The organism is Amycolatopsis orientalis, assembly GCF_000943515.2.
In the GTDB taxonomy this organism is placed as follows: Bacteria; Actinomycetota; Actinomycetes; order Mycobacteriales; family Pseudonocardiaceae; genus Amycolatopsis; species Amycolatopsis orientalis.
In genome coordinates this window covers 3,877,048-3,895,166 of record NZ_CP016174.1, presented here as the reverse complement: position 1 = coordinate 3,895,166, position 18,119 = coordinate 3,877,048, and the positions used below count along the sequence as shown (strand labels likewise).

Annotated in this window: 1 protein-coding gene; it reads right to left on the bottom strand. The window is 72.0% G+C overall.

The window, feature by feature from the left end:
* Positions 1 to 10: 10 nt before the first annotated feature.
* Entirely contained in the window at positions 11 to 18,064 is an 18,054-nt protein-coding gene (locus tag SD37_RS17100) for a non-ribosomal peptide synthetase (protein WP_044850575.1), read from the bottom strand.
* Positions 18,065 to 18,119: the final 55 nt, after the last annotated feature.

Sequence of the window (18,119 nt, the reverse complement as noted above, 5' to 3'; positions counted from 1 at the left end):
GGGCGAGTCCTCACAGTTCGGTGGTGGGGTCACCGGAGGCGAGGAGTTCGAGATCCCGCAGGATCATCTCCTCGACCGTCTCGGCCAGTACGGCCACGGTGCGGGCGGTCAGAACGTCACGCGGGGTGAGCCGGATGTCGAACACCGCGCTCGCCCGGGAGGCGATGTGCAGGCTCCGGATCGAATCGCCGCCGAGGTCGAAGAAGTTCTCCCCCACGCCGACCCGCTCCAGCCCGAGCACCTCGGCCCAGATTCCCGCCACGACCCGTTCGGTGTCGGTCTCCGGGGCGGTGTAGGCCGGTCGCGACTCGGCCGGAGCCGGCACGGGCAGCGCACGCCGGTCGAGCTTTCCATTACGGCTCAAGGGAAGCGTGTCGAGCTGGACGAACACGGAGGGGATCAGATAGTCCGGCAGCGTCCGCCCGAGGAAGGCCTTCAGTTCTTCCGCGGGCAGGTCGTCGCCCACCAGGTAGGCGACCAGCAGTTTGACCCCCGGCCGATCCTCACGGACGAGCACCGCGGCCTGGGTGATCGCGGGGTGGGCGGCCAGCGCCGCTTCGACCTCGCCCGGTTCGATCCGGAAGCCGCGGAGTTTGGCCTGCTCGTCGAGCCTGCCCAGGAAGCGGACCCGGCCGTCGGCGGTCCAGGCGGCGAGGTCCCCGGTGCGGTACATCCGCGTACCCGGCGGCCCGTACGGATCGGCGAGGAAACGATCCGCCGTCAGGCCGGGACGGGCGAAGTAACCCCGCGCGAGCCCGGCTCCGCTGATGGACAACTCTCCCGGCACCCCTGGCGGAACGGGCGCCAGGTCGGGTCCGAGTATCCGGACGCGCGTCCCGTCCATTGGACGGCCGATCGGCACCACGTCCGGTACCTCGTCCACAGTGGACATGGGGAACGACGTGGCGAAGGTGGTCGTCTCGGTCGGACCGTAGCCGTCCACCACCCGCAGACCGGGACAGGCGCCCAGCACCTGCCGGACGGCGGCGGCGGGGACGACGTCGCCACCGGTCCAGACCTCACGCAGGCCGGTGAAGCAGTCCGGTGCCTCCTGGGCGAGTACCCGGAACAAGCCCGCGGTGAGCCAGAGGCCGGTCACGCCGTCCTCGGTGATCGCGTGCCGCACGGCGTGGGCGTCGACGTCGACGGGCGGCGCCACGACGACCGTGCCGCCGTTGAGCAGCGGCACCCACAGCTCGTAGGTGGTGGCGTCGAAGGCGGGCGGCGAGTGCAGGAGTACCCGCTCGTGCGCGCCGCCCGAGAACCGCCGGTCCGCCGCCAGCGCGGCGACGTCGCGGTGCCGCACGGCGACCCCCTTCGGTGTCCCGGTGGAACCGGAGGTGTACATCAGGTACGCCACCTGCCCGGGATCGACCGGCACACCCGGGTCGTGGTCCGGCCCCGTCTCCGGCTCGACCACGACGTGTCCCTCGTGCACGCGCGAAAGGGTGTTCAGCCAGGTCTCGTCGGTGACGGCGTACTCGACGCCGGTCAGCAGCAGCCGCAGGCGCTCGTCCGGGGCACGGGTGTCGAGGGGCACGTAGACGCCACCCGCCTTGGCGATGGCGAGTTCGGCGACCACGAACGCGCTCGACCGTTCGGCCGCGAGGCCGACCCGGTCCTCCGGCCGGAGCCCGAGCGCGAGCAGCCGGTGCGCCAGCCGGTTCGCTCGCTGGTCCAGCTCCGCGTAGCTCAGGACCTCGCCGCCGGACACGACCGCGGGCGCGTCCGGGCGTTCGCGGACCCGTCCGGCGAACAGCTCCGGCAGCGAGCGCGCCGCCGGCTCGTCGCCGGTGTCGTTCCAGTCGCCCAGCACGAGCCGTTCCTCGTCCGCGTCGAGCACCGGCACCCGGCCCAGCGGGCGGTCGCCGTCGGTGGCGAGTTCGCGCAGCAGCAGGAGCAGCCGCCCGGCGATGCCTTCGATGGTCGCCCGGTCGAACAGTTCGGGGTCGTAGCCGAGTTCCACCGCCAGCCGCGGTCCCGGCGACGAGACCACGGTGATCGGGAAGTTCGTCGTCTCCAGGGCCGCGAGGTCGCGGACGTGCAAGCCGTGCTCGGCGGCCGCGTCGCCGGTGATCGGGTAGTTCTCGAACACCACGAGGCTGTCGAACAGGTTCACGCCGCCGGGCAGACCGGTCCAGGTCTGGAGCCTGCTCAGCGGTACGAAGTCGAATCCGCGCGCCTCCGCCTGGGCGTTCTGCAGCTCCTTCAGCCAGCGGGCCACGCCCGCCGAACGGTCGACGTCGGCGCGCACCGGCAGGGTGTTGATGAAGATGCCGAGGATGCCGTCCACTTCGGACAGTTCGGCCGGCCTGCCGGACACGGTGGCGCCGAACACGACGTCACGGCGTCCGCTGTAGACCGACAGCAGCAGCGCCCAGGCGCCCTGGAGCAGGACGTTGAGCGTGAGCCCGTGCCGTTTGACGAAGCCGTCGAGCCGGGCGGTGTCCGCTTCGTCCAGCGAATACGGCAACCAGGTCGCCGAACAGGTCGTGTGGGTCTCCGACGGCGCCCGGTCGCACGGCAGTGGGGTCGGCTCCGCCACACCGTCGAGGGTGCGCCGCCAGAATCGTTCGGCCTCCTCGTCGTCGCGGCCGCTCAGCCATTCCAGGTAGTCCCGGAAGGGACGTCGGGATGGCAGCGCTCCACCGGCGTGTGCCGCGCACAGGTCGGCGAGCACGCCGAACACGCTCCAGCCGTCCAGCAGGACGTGATGGAAGGTCCACAGCACCTGCGCTTCGGTGTCCGAGAGCCGGACGAGCGCCACGCGCATCAGAGGGGCGCGGGCGAGGTCGAGGCCTTCCTCACGGTCCTCGTCCAGCAGACGCCGCAGCCGGTTCGCGCGTTCGGCTTCGGAGAGGTCCGTCCAGTCGAGCCGCCGGATCGGCAGCGTGACGTCGCGGTGCACGATCTGGACCGGTTCGGTCAGGCCGTCCCAGGCGAACGCGGTCCGCAGCACCGGGGTGCGGTCGAGCACCTGCTGCCACGCACCGGCCAGCACGTCGAGGTCGGTGACGCCGTCGAGGACGAACGTCGCCTGCTCGAAGTACAGGCCCTGCTCGCTTTGCGACAGCCCGTGGAAGACCATCCCGCCTTGCATGGGGGTCAGCGGGTAGACGTCCTCGACGTCGCGGCCGTCACCCACCAGCCGGTCCACCTGGGCCTGGCCGAGTGCGGTGAGCGGAAAGTCTGCTGGTGTCCGGCCGCCCGCGCCGGGTTCGGCGCAGTGCTCGATGATCCCCCGCAAAGCGGAGAGCAGGCCGGTCGCCAGGGCGTCCACAGTGGACTCGTCGTGCAGGTTCGCCGAGTATGACCAGGACACTTCGAGCGCGTCCTGCTCCACCCTGGCCACGACGTCGAACGCGTGTGTCCGCGTCGCCGCCGCGTCCAGGTCGGCGTCCAGTCCCCCGCGCATGGCGCGGTAGAGCCCGCCGAGGTCCCAGTCGAACCGGCCGAGATAGTTGAAGCTGACCGGTGCCTCGATCTCCGGCGCGGTCCCGGCGAGGTATCGCAGGGCGCCGTAGCCGATTCCGCGCCGGGGTACCGCCCGCAGCCGTTCCTTGACCGTCTTGAGCGCGGTACCCCAGTCCGCGGGCGCTTCGAGCGCGACCGGGAACATGCTGGTGAACCAGCCCGTCGTACGCGAGAGGTCGACGTCGTCGAACAGGTCCTCGCGGCCGTGCCCTTCCAGGTCGACCACGACCTCGCGCTGCCCGGTCCAGTCGGCCAGCACCCGGCCGAGCGCGGTGAGCAGCACGTCGTTGACCTGGGTGCGGTAGACCTCGGGCACGTCCCGCAGCAGCGCCTTGGTCTCGTCCGGATCGAGCCGGACGGTGACCGAGCGGGCCGAACCGATCGTGTTCTCGCCGTCGTGGTCGGCGGGCAGCGCGGCAGGCCGCGGGACGGACCGCCAATGCGCCAGTTCGTCGTCGAAGCCGCCCGCCGCGGTGTGCTCGGCGAGCCGGCCCGCCCACGATCGGAACGACGTCGTCTTCGGGCCGAGGGTGCCGCCGCGGTACGCGGTTTCGAGGTCCTCCAGCAGGATCCGCCACGACACGCCGTCGACCACGAGGTGGTGGGCGGCCAGGGACAACAGCGACCCTGACAGGACGGCCGAGAACAGCGGGCCGTCCCGCAGGTCGAAGTCCTTTGTGGACACCTCGCCGGTGCGCAGCACGTCCACCGGCTCCGGTGGTGCGTTGTGCTGGAGCCAGCCGTCCTCGGTACGCACGAACCGCATCCGCAAGGCGTCATGGTGGTCCAGGACGGTGGTCAGTGCGGCGCGGAGCGTGGCTTCGTCGACATCCTCGGCGAGTTCGATCTGGACGGACTGGTCGAACTGTTCGGGCTGGGTCGCGAAGAACCAGTGCTGGATCGGGGTGAGCGGGACGTCGCCGGTGACCGGTCCCTGCTCGGCGAGGGTAGGCGCCGGGCCTTGCGCGCTCGCGGCGAGCGCCCGGATCGTCGGGTACCGGAACAGGTCCTTCGGCAGCAACCGCAGTCCGGCCCGCCGGGCTCGCGAAACCACCTGGATGCTGAGGATCGAATCGCCGCCCAGCTCGAAGAAGTCGGCTTCCGCGCCCACTTCCCCGACCCCGAGCACCTCGGCCCAGATCTCGGCGAGCGCACGTTCGGCGTCGGTGCCGGGGGCCGTCCACGCGGTCACCGGCCGGCTGAAGTCCGGCGCCGGCAGGGCTGCCCGGTCGAGTTTCCCGTTGACGTTCAACGGAAGCCCCTCCAGTGGGACGAACGCGGCCGGGATCATGTAGTCCGGAAGGTCACGCGCCAGGAACTCCTTCAGCCCGGCCGTGTCCGGCACCTCGGTCTCGGCGACGACGTAGGCCACCAGCCGCTTGACGCCCTGGTCTTCACGGGCGAGCACGGCGGCCTGGACGAGGGCGGGATGGGCCGCGAGCGCCGCTTCGATCTCACTCGGTTCGACGCGGAAGCCGCGGATCTTGACCTGCTCGTCGACCCGGCCGGTGAACTCCAGCTGCCCTTCCGCCGTCCACCGCACGACGTCCCCGGTGCGGTACATCCGCTCACCTGCCCGGAAGGGGTCGGCGACGAACCGGTCGGCGGTCAGCCCCGCACTGCCGAGGTAGCCGCGGGCCAGGCCCTCCCCCGCCAGATGCAGCTCGCCGGGGATGCCCGGCGGCACGGGCCGCAGCGCGCTGTCGAGGACGTAGGCCCGGGTGTTGTCCAAGGGCCCGCCGATCGGCACCACGTCGGGCACCTCGCCGATCGACGACATCAGGCGCACGGTCGCGAAAGTGGTGGTCTCGGTGGGGCCGTAGACGTCGGCGACCACCGTGCCCGGGCAGGCTTCCAGCACCCGGCGCAGTGCCGCGGCCGGTACGGCGTCACCGCCGGTCCACACCTCCCGCATCCCGGCGAACGCGCCCGGGGCCTCTTGCGACACCAGCCGGAACAACCCCGTCGTCAGGAACGCCCCGGTGACCCGGTGTTCGGCGTTGACGCGGGCGAACGTGTCGACGTCGAGGTCTCCGGGTGGCGCCACCACGACACAACCGCCGTTGAGCAGCGGTACCCACATTTCGTAGGTGGAGGCGTCGAACGAATGCGGTGAATGCAGCAGCACCCGCTCGTGCGCCCCGGTCCGGAACCGGTGGTCCCAGGCCAGCGCCACGACGTCGCGGTGGCGCGCCGAGACTCCCTTGGGCGTTCCCGTGGAGCCCGAGGTGTAGATGACGTACGCCAGGTTGTCCCGATGAGGCGTCGGCAGGCGGCGTGGTGTGGACGGCTCGGCATCCACGGCGTCGTCGGCGACCAGGACCGGCCCGGTGTGGAGGGACCGGGCCACCGGCTCCCACTCCCGGTCGGTGACCAGCGCGGAAACCCCGGAGAGCAGGCCCTTCAGCCGCGCTTCGGGCGCACGGGTGTCCAAGGGCAGGTACGCCCCGCCCGCCTTCACGATGGCCAGTTCGGCGATCACCAGCTCGGGCGCGCGTTCCATCAGCACGCCGACCAGCTCCTCGACCCCGAGGTCCAGCCGCTGGGCCAGCCGGTCCGCGCGGGCGTCCAGCTCGGCATAGCTCAGCTCGACACCGTCGGCGGTCAGCGCGGGCGCGTCCGGCGTCCGCCGCACCTGCTCGGCGAACAGTTCGCCGAGCGTGCGCTCGGGGATCGGGTTCGCCGTGTCGTTCCACTCGACGAGTACCTGCCGCCGTTCGGCGTCGGTGAGCAGGTCGATCTCGTCCAGCGACCGGCCGAGATCCTCACCGAGGCCCCGCAGGACTCCGGTCAGCCGCCGGGCGATCCGGTGTGCCGTGGCCGGGTCGAACAGGTCCGGGTCGTAACCGAGGTCGATGGACAACCGGTCGCCCGGCGAAGCGACCACGCTGAGCGGATAGCTGGTCGTCTCGACCGCGTCCAGCGCCCGCAGCCGCAGGCCGTGCGCGGTGGCCGCCTCCTCGTTGATCGGGTAGTTCTCGAACACCACCAGGCTTTCGAACAGATTCGCCCCGGCGGGCACCCCGCTCCAGCCCTGCAGCCGGGTCAGCGGCAGATGCCCGTACCGGCGGGATTCGACCTGGCCCGCCTGCAGGTCCCGCAGCCACGAGGCCGCGCTGACTCCGCCCGACACGGTCACCCGGACCGGCAGGGTGTTGATGAAGATGCCGGCGATGTCGTCCGCTCCCGGCAGATCCACCGGCCGCCCGGAAACCGTGGTGCCGAAGCAGATGTCGCGGTCGCCGGTGTACCGCGCGAGCAGCAGCGCCCACGCGCCCTGCAGGAGCGTGTTCAGGGTCAGCCCGGCGCCCTGGGCGGTCTCACGCAGTCGCGTGGTCTCGTCCGTGTCCAGTTCGACGGTCAGCCATTCCGACGAGCGGGTGGTGTGCGCCTGCGCGGGCGGCCGGTCGAACGGCAGCCGCGCGGGCGAGGTGAGATCGCCGAGCACGGTCCGCCAATGCGTTTCGGCGAGCCGGTCATCCTGATGCGCGAGCCACTCGACGTAGTCACGGAACGGCCGCCGCCGGGGCAGCTGCTCGGCTTCCCCTCGGGTGAACGCGCCGTGGCAGGCGAAGACGTCGGACAGGATGCCGAACACGCTCCAGCCGTCGAGCAGGACATGGTGGAAGGTCCACAGCACGCGCACTTCGGTGCCGGACAGCCGCGCCAGCGTGAGCCGCAGCAACGGCACGGCCGCCAGGTCCATCCCTTCGGCCCGGTCGCGGTCGAGGACGGCACGCCAGGCCGTCTCACGCTCCACTTCGGACAGTGCGCTCCAGTCGTGGTGGGTGATCGGCACGGTGACCTCGCGCCCGACCACCTGCACGGGCTCGTCCACCCCCTCCCAGACGATCCGCGTGCGCAGCACCGGCGTCCGGTCGACGACCCGCTGCCAGGCCCGCGCGAGGATCGCCGGATCGGTGACGCCGTCGAGGACGAACGCCACCTGCTGGAAGTAGACCCGCTCCTCCCCCTGTGACAGGGCGTGGAACACCATGCCGGACTGCATCGGCGTCAGCGGATGGATGTCCTCGACCTCGGGGGTGGCGAGCCGGTCCACCGTCGCCTGGTCGAGCCGGGCGAGCGGGAAGTCCGACGGCGTGCGGCCCCAGACCCCGGGCCCGGCACAGTGCGCGACGATCGAACGCAACGCGGTGACCAGTGACCCGGCCAGCCGGGCGACCGTCTCCTCACGGTGCACGCCCTCGGCGTAGTACCAGGAAAATTCGAGTTCGTCACCGTCGACGCGGCCGACGACGTCCAGCAGATGCGCGCGGACCGAGCGCGGACCGTCGTCCGATTCGAGACGGCCGGAATCCGCGGCGAACCGGCCGAGGTAGTTGAAGCTCACCTGCGGGGCGATCTCCGGGGCCGTCCCGGCGAGGTAGCGCAAAGCGCCATAACCGATACCCCGCCGGGGTACGGCGCGCAGCTGCTCCTTGACCGACTTCAGCGCCGTGCCCCAGTCGTCGGGGACGTCGAGCGCGACCGGGAACAGCGTGGTGAACCAGCCGACGGTCCGGGCCAGGTCGACGCCGTCGAACAGTTCCTCGCGGCCGTGTCCCTCCAGAGCCACCGGCACCCGGTTCCGGCCGGTCCAGTCGGCCAGTACGCGGCCCAGCGCGGTGAGCAGCACGTCGTTGACCTGCGTCCGGTACACGTCGGGCACCGCGCGCAGCAGCGCGGCGGTCTCCTCGGCGCCGAGACGCGTGGTGACCTCGCGCATCGCCGCGACGGTGTTCGGGCCGTCGCCGTCCACCGGCACGGCGGCCGCCGCGGCGGTGGCGCGCCAATGACCGAGTTCGTCGTCGAAACCGCCCGCGGCGGTGTGCTCCGTCAGCCGTTCCGCCCACTCCTGGAAGGAGGTTCCGCGCGGGCCGAGGTCGACGGCTTCTCCGCGTACCGCTTGCCGGTAGGCCTTGTCGAAGTCCTCCAGCAGCACCCGCCAGGACACGCCGTCGACCACGAGGTGGTGCGCGGACAGGGTGAGCCTGCCGGGCGCGGACAACGTGGCGCGCAGCATCGGCCGGGTGGCCAGGTCGTGATCCACCGGCGTGTCCAGGAGGTCGGCCGCGGGATCGACCGGGGCGTTCACCTGCCGCCAGCCTTGGCCGGTCCGCTCGAACCGCATCCGCAGCGCGTCGTGGTGTTCGACCAGCGCGGACAGTGCGGCGCGCACCGCGCCGGGGTCGGCCGGAGCCGGTAGCTCGATCTCGACGCGTTGATCGAAGTGCCCGGGGTCTTCGGTCTGGGTGGCGAAGAACCACCGCTGGATCGGGGTGAGCGGGACGTCGCCGCTGACCGGACCCCGGTCGGTGGTCTCGTGGACTTCGCCGGCCGAAGCCGCCAGTTCGGCGATGGTGCGGTGGGTGAACAGGTCACCGGGCAGCAGGTCGAGTCCGGCCTGCCGGGCGCGGGAAACCACTTGGATGCTGAGGATGGAGTCTCCGCCGAGCGCGAAGAAGTCGTCTTCGGCGCCGACTCGGCCGACCCCGAGCACCTCGGCCCAGATGTCCGCGAGCACGGCTTCCGGGCCCGGCCGCGGCGCCACGTGCGCGGTGGCGCGCTGACCGCCGAAGTCGGGCACGGGCAACGCCCGCCGGTCCAGTTTCCCGTTGACGTTGACCGGAAGCCGTTCCAGCGCGACGAACACCGCGGGGACCATGTAGTCCGGCAGGCCGCGGGCGAGGAACTCCCGCAGTTCGGCGGTATCCGGCACGCCGCTCTCGCCGACGACGTAGGCCACCAGTCGTTTGAAGCCGTTGTCCTCCCGCACGAGCACCGCGGCCTGCGCGAGCGCCGGATGGGCGCCCAGTGCCGCCTCGATCTCCCCCAGCTCGACGCGGAAGCCGCGGACCTTGACCTGTTCGTCGACGCGGCCGACGAACTCCAGCTGCCCCTCCGCCGTCCACCGCACGATGTCCCCGGTGCGGTACATCCGCTCGCCGGTGCCGAACGGGTCGGCGACGAACCGGTCCGCCGTGAGACCGGGGTCGGCGAGATATCCGCGAGCGACACCCTCACCGGCGATGTGCAGTTCACCGGGGACGCCCGGCGGCACGACGGACAGCCCGGCGTCGAGGACATAGGTCCGCGTGTTGTCCAGCGGTCCGCCGATCGGCACCACGTCGGGCACCTCGCCGACCGACGACATCAGGCGCACGGTCGCGAAAGTGGTCGTCTCCGTCGGCCCGTAGACGTCCGCGACCACGATGTCCGGGCAGGCCTCCAGCACCCGGCGCAGTGCCGCGGCCGGGACGGCGTCACCGCCGGTCCACACCTCCCGCATCCCCGCGAAGCACCGCGGATCCTCTTGCGACACCAGCCGGAACAACCCCGTCGTCAGGAACGCCCCGGTGACCCGGTGCCCGGCGATCACGCGGCGGAGCGTCGCGACGTCCAGTTCCCGTGGTGGCGCGACGACCACACAGCCGCCGTTGAGCAGCGGCACCCACATTTCGTAGGTGGACGCGTCGAACGAATGCGGTGAATGCAGCAGCACCCGCTCGTGCGCCCCGGTCCGGAACCGCCGGTCCCAGGCCAGCGCCACGACATCCCGCTGCCGCGCGGCGACCCCCTTGGGCGAGCCGGTCGAGCCCGAGGTGTAGATGACATAGGCGAGCCGGTCGCGATCGGCCGGGACATCCGGTGCCGTCGCCGGTTCGCCCACGGCGTCGCCGACCGTCAGCAGCTGTCCACAGTGGACTTCCTCGGCCTGCGACCGGCGTGCCGTGTCGGTGACGACGAGCTTCGCCTCGGCTCCGTTCAACAGCAGGCGCAGCCGGTCCGCCGGTGCCCGCAGGTCCAAGGGCAGGTAGGCGCCGCCCGCCTTGATGATCGCCAGCTCCGCCACGACCAGGTCGGCCGAGCGGTCCATCAGCACCGCGACCCGCTCCTCGGCGTGGACGCCGTGCCGCAGCAGCAGGTGGGCCAGCCGGTTCGCCCGGGCATCAAGCTCGGCGTAGGTCAGGGATTCGGTGTCGGTGGCCACCGCGACGGCCGCCGGAGTGCACCGGGCCTGAGCTTCGAACAACGGCGCCAGCGCGGTGTCCGGTACTGCCGTGCCGGTGGCGTTCCATTCGTGGACCACGCGGTTTTCCTCGGCGCCGGTCAGCATCGTGACCGCCGAAACTCCCACGTCCGCCATCCCCCGCAGCAGCACGCCCAGATGAGTGGCGAGCCGTTCAGCCGTTCCGGCGTCGAACAGGGCCGGGTCGTAGCCGAGGACCAGCGAAAGCCGGCGTCCCGGGTAGACGACGACGCTGAGCGGGTAGTTGGTCCGCTCGGCCGCCTGCAGTTCCCGTACTCGCGGGCCATCGGCGAGTTCGTCGATCGGGTAGTTCTCGAACACCACGATGCTGTCGAACAGATTCGTCCCCGCCGGGACACCGCTCCAGCCCTGCAGCCGGGTGAGCGCGAGATGCCCGAACCGGCGTGAGACGACCTGCCGGGCTTGGGCCTCCCTCAGCCAGTCGACCAGTCCGGCGCCGCCGTCCACACGCATCCGTACCGGCAGGGTGTTGATGAAGATGCCGGTGATGTCATCCACCCCGGGCAGTTCCGGTGGCCTGCCCGAGACGGTCGCGCCGAAACAGACGTCCTGCTCGCCACTGTATCGCGACAGCAGCAGCGCCCACGCGCCCTGGACGACCGCGTTCACCGTCAGCCGATGGCGTTTCGCGAAGGCGTACAGCCGGTCGGACGCCGTTTCGTCCAGCTCGGTGGCCACCCGCTCGGCGGACCTGGTGCTGTGCCCGCGGGCGGGCACCCGGTCGTACGGCAACGGCGTCGCCGCCGACAGATCGGCGAGTTCGGCCCGCCAGTACTCCTCGGCCGCCCGGTCGTCCTGGCCGGCCAGCCAGGCGAGGTAATCGCGGAACGGTCGTCGTTCGGGAACGGCCCCGTCATCGCCCCGGGCCAGCGCGATGACGTCGGACAGCACCTGGAAGACGCTCCAGCCGTCGAGCAGCACGTGGTGGAACGTCCACACCACCCGCACCGCGTCATCGGGCAGCCTGACCACGACGAGCCGCGTCAACGGGGCGCGGGCCAGGTCGAGACCTTCCTCGGCGTCTGCCTCCAGCAGCCGCCGCAGTGCCTCCTCACGCTCCACAGTGGACAGTCCGGTCCAGTCGAGGTACGTGATCGGCAGCGTGACCTCGCGTTCGACCAGTTGCAGCGGCGACGGCACGTTCTCCCAGACGACCCGGCTGCGCAGCACCGGCGTCCGGTCCACCATCCGCTGCCAGGCCGCACCGAGTCGCCGCGGGTCGGGAACGTCGTCCAGTACGAAGGTCAGCTGTTCGAAGTAGACCCGGGTACCTCCGGGCGCCAGGGCGTGGAAGACCATCCCGGCCTGCATCGGGGTCAGCGGGTAGAGGTCCTCGACCGTGCGGCCGTCACCGACCAGCGCGTCCACCCGCCGCTGGTCCAGCGCGGCCAGCGGGAAGTCGGACGGGGTCCGGCCGCCCGCGCCCGGCTCGGCGCAGTGCCGGATGATCTCCCGCAACGCGCCGAGCATCGCGTTCGCCAGACCATCCACTGTGGACTTGTCGTGCACGCCATCGGCGAAGAACCAGTCGAACGCCAGCGCGCCGCCGTCGATGCGGCCGACGACGTCGAGCAGATGCGGCCGGAGCTCCTCCGGGGCGACGTCCAAGGTGAGTTCGCGGCCCGGCGCGGAGTACAGGCCGCCGTCGGCGATCGGCGGGTCGAACCGGCCGAGGTAGTTGAAGCTGACCGCCGGGGTGATCTCCGGTGCCGTCCCGGTGAGGTACCGCAGGACGCCGTAGCCGATGCCGCGGCTGGGTACCTCCCGCAACCGCTCCTTGACGGTCTTGAGCGCCGCGCCCCAGTCACCACCGGCTTCCAGTGCCACCGGGAACAGGCTGGTGAACCAGCCCACCGTCCGGGACAGGTCGGTGTCCTCGAACAGATCCTCACGGCCGTGGCCTTCGAGGTCCACGACGACGCGGTCGTGGCCGGTCCAGTCGCGCAGGACCCGGCCGAGCGCGGTGAGCAGGACGTCGTTGATCCGGGTGCGGTACACGGCGGGCACCTCACGCGTCAGCGCGGTCGTCTCCGCTTCGGTCAGCCGCACGGTCACCGACCGGGCGGCGCCGGCGAGGTTCGGGCCCGTACCGTCCACCGGCACCGACGTGTGGCCGTCGAAGTCCTGCCAGTAGGCCGATTCCCCGGCGAACCCGCCCGCCTCGGCCTTCTCGGCGAGGCGGCGGGCCCATTCGAGGAACGACGTCGACCTCGGCCCGAGGTCGACGGCCTCGCCCCGGACCGTCTGCCGGTAGGCCAGGTCCAGGTCTTCCAGCAGCACGCGCCAGGACACCCCGTCGACGACCAGGTGATGGGCGGCCAGCCGAAGCGTCTTGCGGCCGTCCTCCCCGGACAGCCAGGCCCGCAGCAACGGACCCCGTCCGAGGTCCACTTCGGACGGTCCGGCGAGGACGTCCACCGGGGCGGGCGGCGGAGTGACCTGACGCCACCGCCCGTTCGGTCGCTCGAACCGCGTCCGCAGGGCGTCGTGCTGCTCGACCAGCGCCGACAGCGCGGTGCGCAGCGCGGCCTCGTCGACCTGCGCGGTGAGTTCCATCGACAGCGACTGGTCGAACCGCTCGGGTCGCCGGGTCTGGGTGGCGAAGAACCACTCCTGGATCGGTGTCAACGGCGCCTCGCCGGACACCGGACCTCGCGTGGCAGTTCCGCCCGTCCCGGTGGCCGTGGCCGCCAGCGCGGCGACGGTCTGGTGCCGGAAAAGGTCGCTGGTGCTCAGCGTGAGACCCGCCCGGCGCGCCCGGGCGCCGACCTGGATGCTCAGGATCGAGTCACCGCCCAGATCGAAGAAGTTGTCCTCGACGCCGACTTCGTCGAGCCCGAGCACCTCGGCCCAGATGCCGGCCAGTACGCGCTCCGGTTCCGTCCGTGGCGCCGTGCGGCGGGCGACCGGCGGGTCGAGCGCCGGTTCGGGCAGCGCCCGCCGGTCAAGTTTCCCGTTGGGGCTCAAGGGAAGCGCGTCGAGCAGGACGATCGCCGACGGCACCAGGTAGTCCGGCAGCACCTCCGCCAACGAGCCGCGCACCGCCGTCGCCTCCGGTGCCGTGCCCGACGCCGGGACGACGTAGGCGACGAGCCGCTTGCGACCGGCGTCCGTCCGCGCGAGCACCACTGCCTGCGCGACGTCCGCCCGTGCGGTGAGTGCGGCTTCGATCTCGGCCGGTTCCACCCGGAAGCCCCGGATCTTGACCTGGTCGTCGGCCCGGCCGACGAACTCCACCGTGTCGTCGGAACGCCAGCGCACCAGGTCACCCGTGCGGTAGCACCGGCTTCCCGGTTCGCCGAACGGGTTCGCGAGGAAGCGTTCGGCGGTGGCGCCGGGACGGTCGGCGTAGCCGCGCGCGAGGCCCGGCCCGGCGATATACAGCTCGCCGACCACTCCGCGCGGCACCGGCCGTAGCCGGCCGTCGAGCACGAACGCCCGCATCCCGTCGAGCGGGGTGCCGATCGGCACGATGTCCGGCACGGAGTCCGCCGAAGTCATCCGGAACGCGGACGCGAACGTCGTCGTCTCGGTCGGCCCGTAGCCGTCGACCACGGCCAGCCCGGGACAGGAGGCGAGCACCCGGCGGACCGTCTCCGCCGGGACCACGTCGCCGCCGGTCCAGACTTCGCGGACACCGGTGAAGCAGTCTGGTTCCTCCTGCGCCACAAGCCGGAACAGCCCCGCGGTGAGCCACAGCGCGGTCACGCCGTGCCGGGTGATCAGCTGCCGCAGCCTGTCGACGTCGAGGCCTCCCGGCGGGGCGACGACGACTTCGCCACCGTTGAGCAGCGGCACCCACAGCTCGTAGGTCGACGCGTCGAACGCCAGCGGCGAGTGCAGCAGCACCCGCTCGTGCGCGCCGCCGTCGAACCGGCTGTCCCTGGCGAGCGCGACGACGTCCGCGTGACGCACCGCGACACCCTTCGGCACGCCGGTGGAACCGGAGGTGTACTCGACGTACGCCAGGTTCTCGGGGTCCGGATCGACGCCTGGCCGGTCGCTGGACTCAGTCGGGACGACCACCCGAAGCGGCCGCGGGTGGACATCGGCGGCGACGGCTGCCCACGTGGAATCGGTCAGCAGCAACGCGGAGCCGTCGAGGATCCGCCGCAGCCGCGCCGCGGGCGCACGCAGGTCGAGCGGCAGGTACGCGGCGCCCGCCTTGAGGACCGCCAGCACGGCGACGACGAGGTCGGCCGAACGGTCCATCAGGATTCCGACGCGGTCTTCCGCCCGCACCCCCAGTTCGCTCAGGTGCCGGGCGAGCCGGTCGGCGCGCTCCCCCAGTTCGCGGTAGGTGAGCGAGGTGGCTCCACAGGTCACCGCCGTGGCGTGGGGTGTCCGGGCGGCCTGCTGGTCGAAGGCCGCCGGGACGGAGTCCACGGCGGCCACGGCCGCGCCGTCGGGAAGGAGGGAACGCCGGTCCGCCTCCGTCGTGAGCGGCAGGTCACCGAGCGGCCGGGCGGGATCGGCGGCGATCCCGGTCAGCAGGATCTCCAGCCGGGCGGCCAGGCGTTCGACGGTGACGGCGTCGAACAAGCCGGTGCTGTACTCGATCGCGAGCTCGAAGGTGCCGTTACGCGGCCAGAACTCGATCACGAGGTCGAAGCGGGCGGACGGCCGGGGCAGGTCGTGCTCGGTGACCCGGAGCCCGGCGACGTCGCGTGGCCGCACGAGCGGCCTTTGCAGGACGACGACGGCCTGCACGAGCGGCGTCCGGGACTGGTCCCGTTCGGGTCGCACCGCGTCGACGACCCGGTCGAACGGCGCGTCGGCGTGCGCGAAGGCGTCCAGCACGGTTTCCCGGAACTCACCGAGGAATCCGGTGAACGGCCGGTCGTCGTCCACCCGCGAGCGCAGCACCAGGGTGTTGACGAAGAAACCGGTCAGCTTCTCCAGTTCGGCGCGGTCCCGCCCGGCGACGGCCGTGCCGACCGCGACGTCGTGCTGCCCGCTGTGGCGGGCCAGCAGGATCTGCACAGCGGCGGCCAGCGTCATGAACAGCGTCGCGCCGTGCTCGTGGCCCAGTTCGGTGAGCCGGTCGAACAAGGCGGCGGGCAGTGGCCGCCGATGGACCGCGCCCTCGGTGGACCGCTGCGCGGCGCGGGGCCGGTCGGTCGGCAGGGCGAGCGGTTCGAGGCCGTCCAGCCGCTGCCGCCAGTACGCCAGGTGCGGGCGCAGCGCCGGGCCGGTCAGCCGGGAACGCTGCCAGGCGGCGAAGTCGGCGTAGCGCACCGGAAGTTCCGGCAGCGTCTTCCCGGCGTAGAGGTCCATCAGCTCCTCGGTGAGGATGCCGATGGACGCGCCGTCGGTGACGATGTGGTGCTGGCAGAGCACCAGCAGGTGTTCCCGGTCCGCCAGTTCGAACAGGGTGGCCCGGGTCAGCGGGCCGCTCCGGAGGTCGAACGGCCGCGACAACTCCGCGGCCAGTTCGCCGTCCAGATCGTCCACCGTGTCCACATCGGACAGTCGGCGGACCCGGAGCGGGATGACGGCGGACTCGGTGATCCGCTGGACACCCTCGTCGTCCACCACGTCGAAGGTGGTGCGCAGGGAGTCGTGGCGTGCGCAAAGGACGTCGAGCGCGTTGGCGAGGGCGTCGATGTCCAGCGGGCCCGAGAGCCGCAGCCCGACCCCGGTGTTGTTCTCGGTCGCGGCGTTTCCGGAAAGCTCGTCGAGGAACCACAACCGGCGCTGTGCCGGGGAGATCGGCACCGGACGGTCATCAGGGGCGACCGGGATCGGCCCGGTCCGGGCCGGGTCCGGAGTCTCCGGCAGCAGCCGGGCCAGCCGTTCGACGGTCGGGGCGTCGAACAGCGCCTTCGCCGTCAGTTCCGACCCGAACTCCGTGCGCAGCCGGGAAAGCACCTGCACGACGAGGATCGAGTCGCCGCCCCGGGCGAAGAAATCGTCGGTGGCGCCCACCGGGCCGCCGCCCAGCACATCGGCCCAGATCGCGGCGACCCTCCGCTCGGCGGCGGTCCGCGGCTCGACGTACGCCGCCACTTCCGCCGGAGGTGCGGGCAACGCGCGCCGATCGACCTTGCCGTTGGCGTTCAGCTCCAAGCCGTCCAAGACGACGAACGCCGAGGGGACCATGTAATCCGGCAGTGTCTCGGCGAGCAAGGCGCGCAGGCCGTCCGGCTCCTCTCCGCCGTCGCCGCGGGTGACGAGGTACGCGACGAGCCGCTTGACGCCCGGCCGATCTTCCCGGGCCACGACCACGGCCTCATTGACGTCGTCGTGCCGGCGCAGCACGTCCTCGATCTCGCCGAGTTCGATGCGGAAGCCGCGGATCTTGACCTGTTCGTCGGCGCGGCCGAGGAATTCCAGCTCGCCGCGATCGTTCCGGCGCACGACGTCACCGGTGCGGTACATGCGGTCGCCGTCCGGCCCGATCGGGTCGGCGACGAACCTCTCCGCGGTCAGCCCCGGCCGCGCCCGGTAGCCGCGCGCCAGCCCAGCCCCGGCGAGATGCAGCTCCCCCGCCTCGCCGTCGGCGACCGGGTTCAGCCCGGCGTCCAGCACGTAGGCCCGCATCCCGTCCAGCGGCCGCCCGATGGGCAGCCGTTCCGGCACCGAACCGGGTGACGGCAGCCGGTGCGAGGTGGCGAACGTCGTCGTTTCGGTGGGCCCGTACCCGTCGACCACGACCAGGCCCGGGCAGAGCTCGAGGACCCGGCGGACCGGGCCCGCCGGGACCGCCTCCCCGCCGGTCCAGATTTCCCGCACGCCGCGGAAGCAGTCCGGCGCCTCCTGCGCCACCACCCGGAACAACCCGGCGGTCAGCCACAACGCCGTCACCCCGTATCCGGAGATCATCCGGCGCACCACCTCGACCCCGAGGTCGCCCGGCGGCGCGACCACGACGGTGCCACCGTTCAGCAGCGGCACCCACAGCTCGTAGGTCGACGCGTCGAACGCCGGCGGTGAGTGCAGCAGGATCCGCTCGTGCCCGTCACCGAACCGGCTGTCGGCCGCCAGCGCCACGACATCCCGGTGCGTCACGGCGACGCCCTTCGGCACACCGGTCGACCCGGAGGTGTACATCACGTACGCGAGCTGGTCCGGATCCACCACCGTGCCGGGCGAATCGGCGGATTCGCGCTCCAGCGTGGGATCGTCGAGGCGCTGCGCGCGGACACCGGGAAGCGGATCCTCCGCGTCGGTGAGCACGACCGAAGCCCCCACCTCGGCGAGCACCCGGCGCGACCGCGCTTCGGGAGCCCTCGCGTCGAGCGGGACATAGACACCGCCTGCCTTGACGATCGCGATCTCGGCGACGACGAAATCGCGCGAGCGGGTCAGGCTCACCGCGACCGGGTGTTCGGCGCGGACGCCGAGCCGCGCCAGGCGGTGCGCGAGCCGGTTGGCCCGCTCGTCGAGTTCCCGATAGGTCAACGGATCGAAATCCCCGGTCACGGCGATCGCGTCCGGGGTGCGCGCGACTTGACGCGCGAACAGTCCGGGGAGGCTCGCGCCTGCTTCCGCGGCCGGCTCAGGATGGTGGGCTCTGGCGATGTCCTGGGATGTCATGGAACGTCGAACCTTCCGAGCGCGCGTCGAGGACCGCCTCTGGGGACGGCGGGAC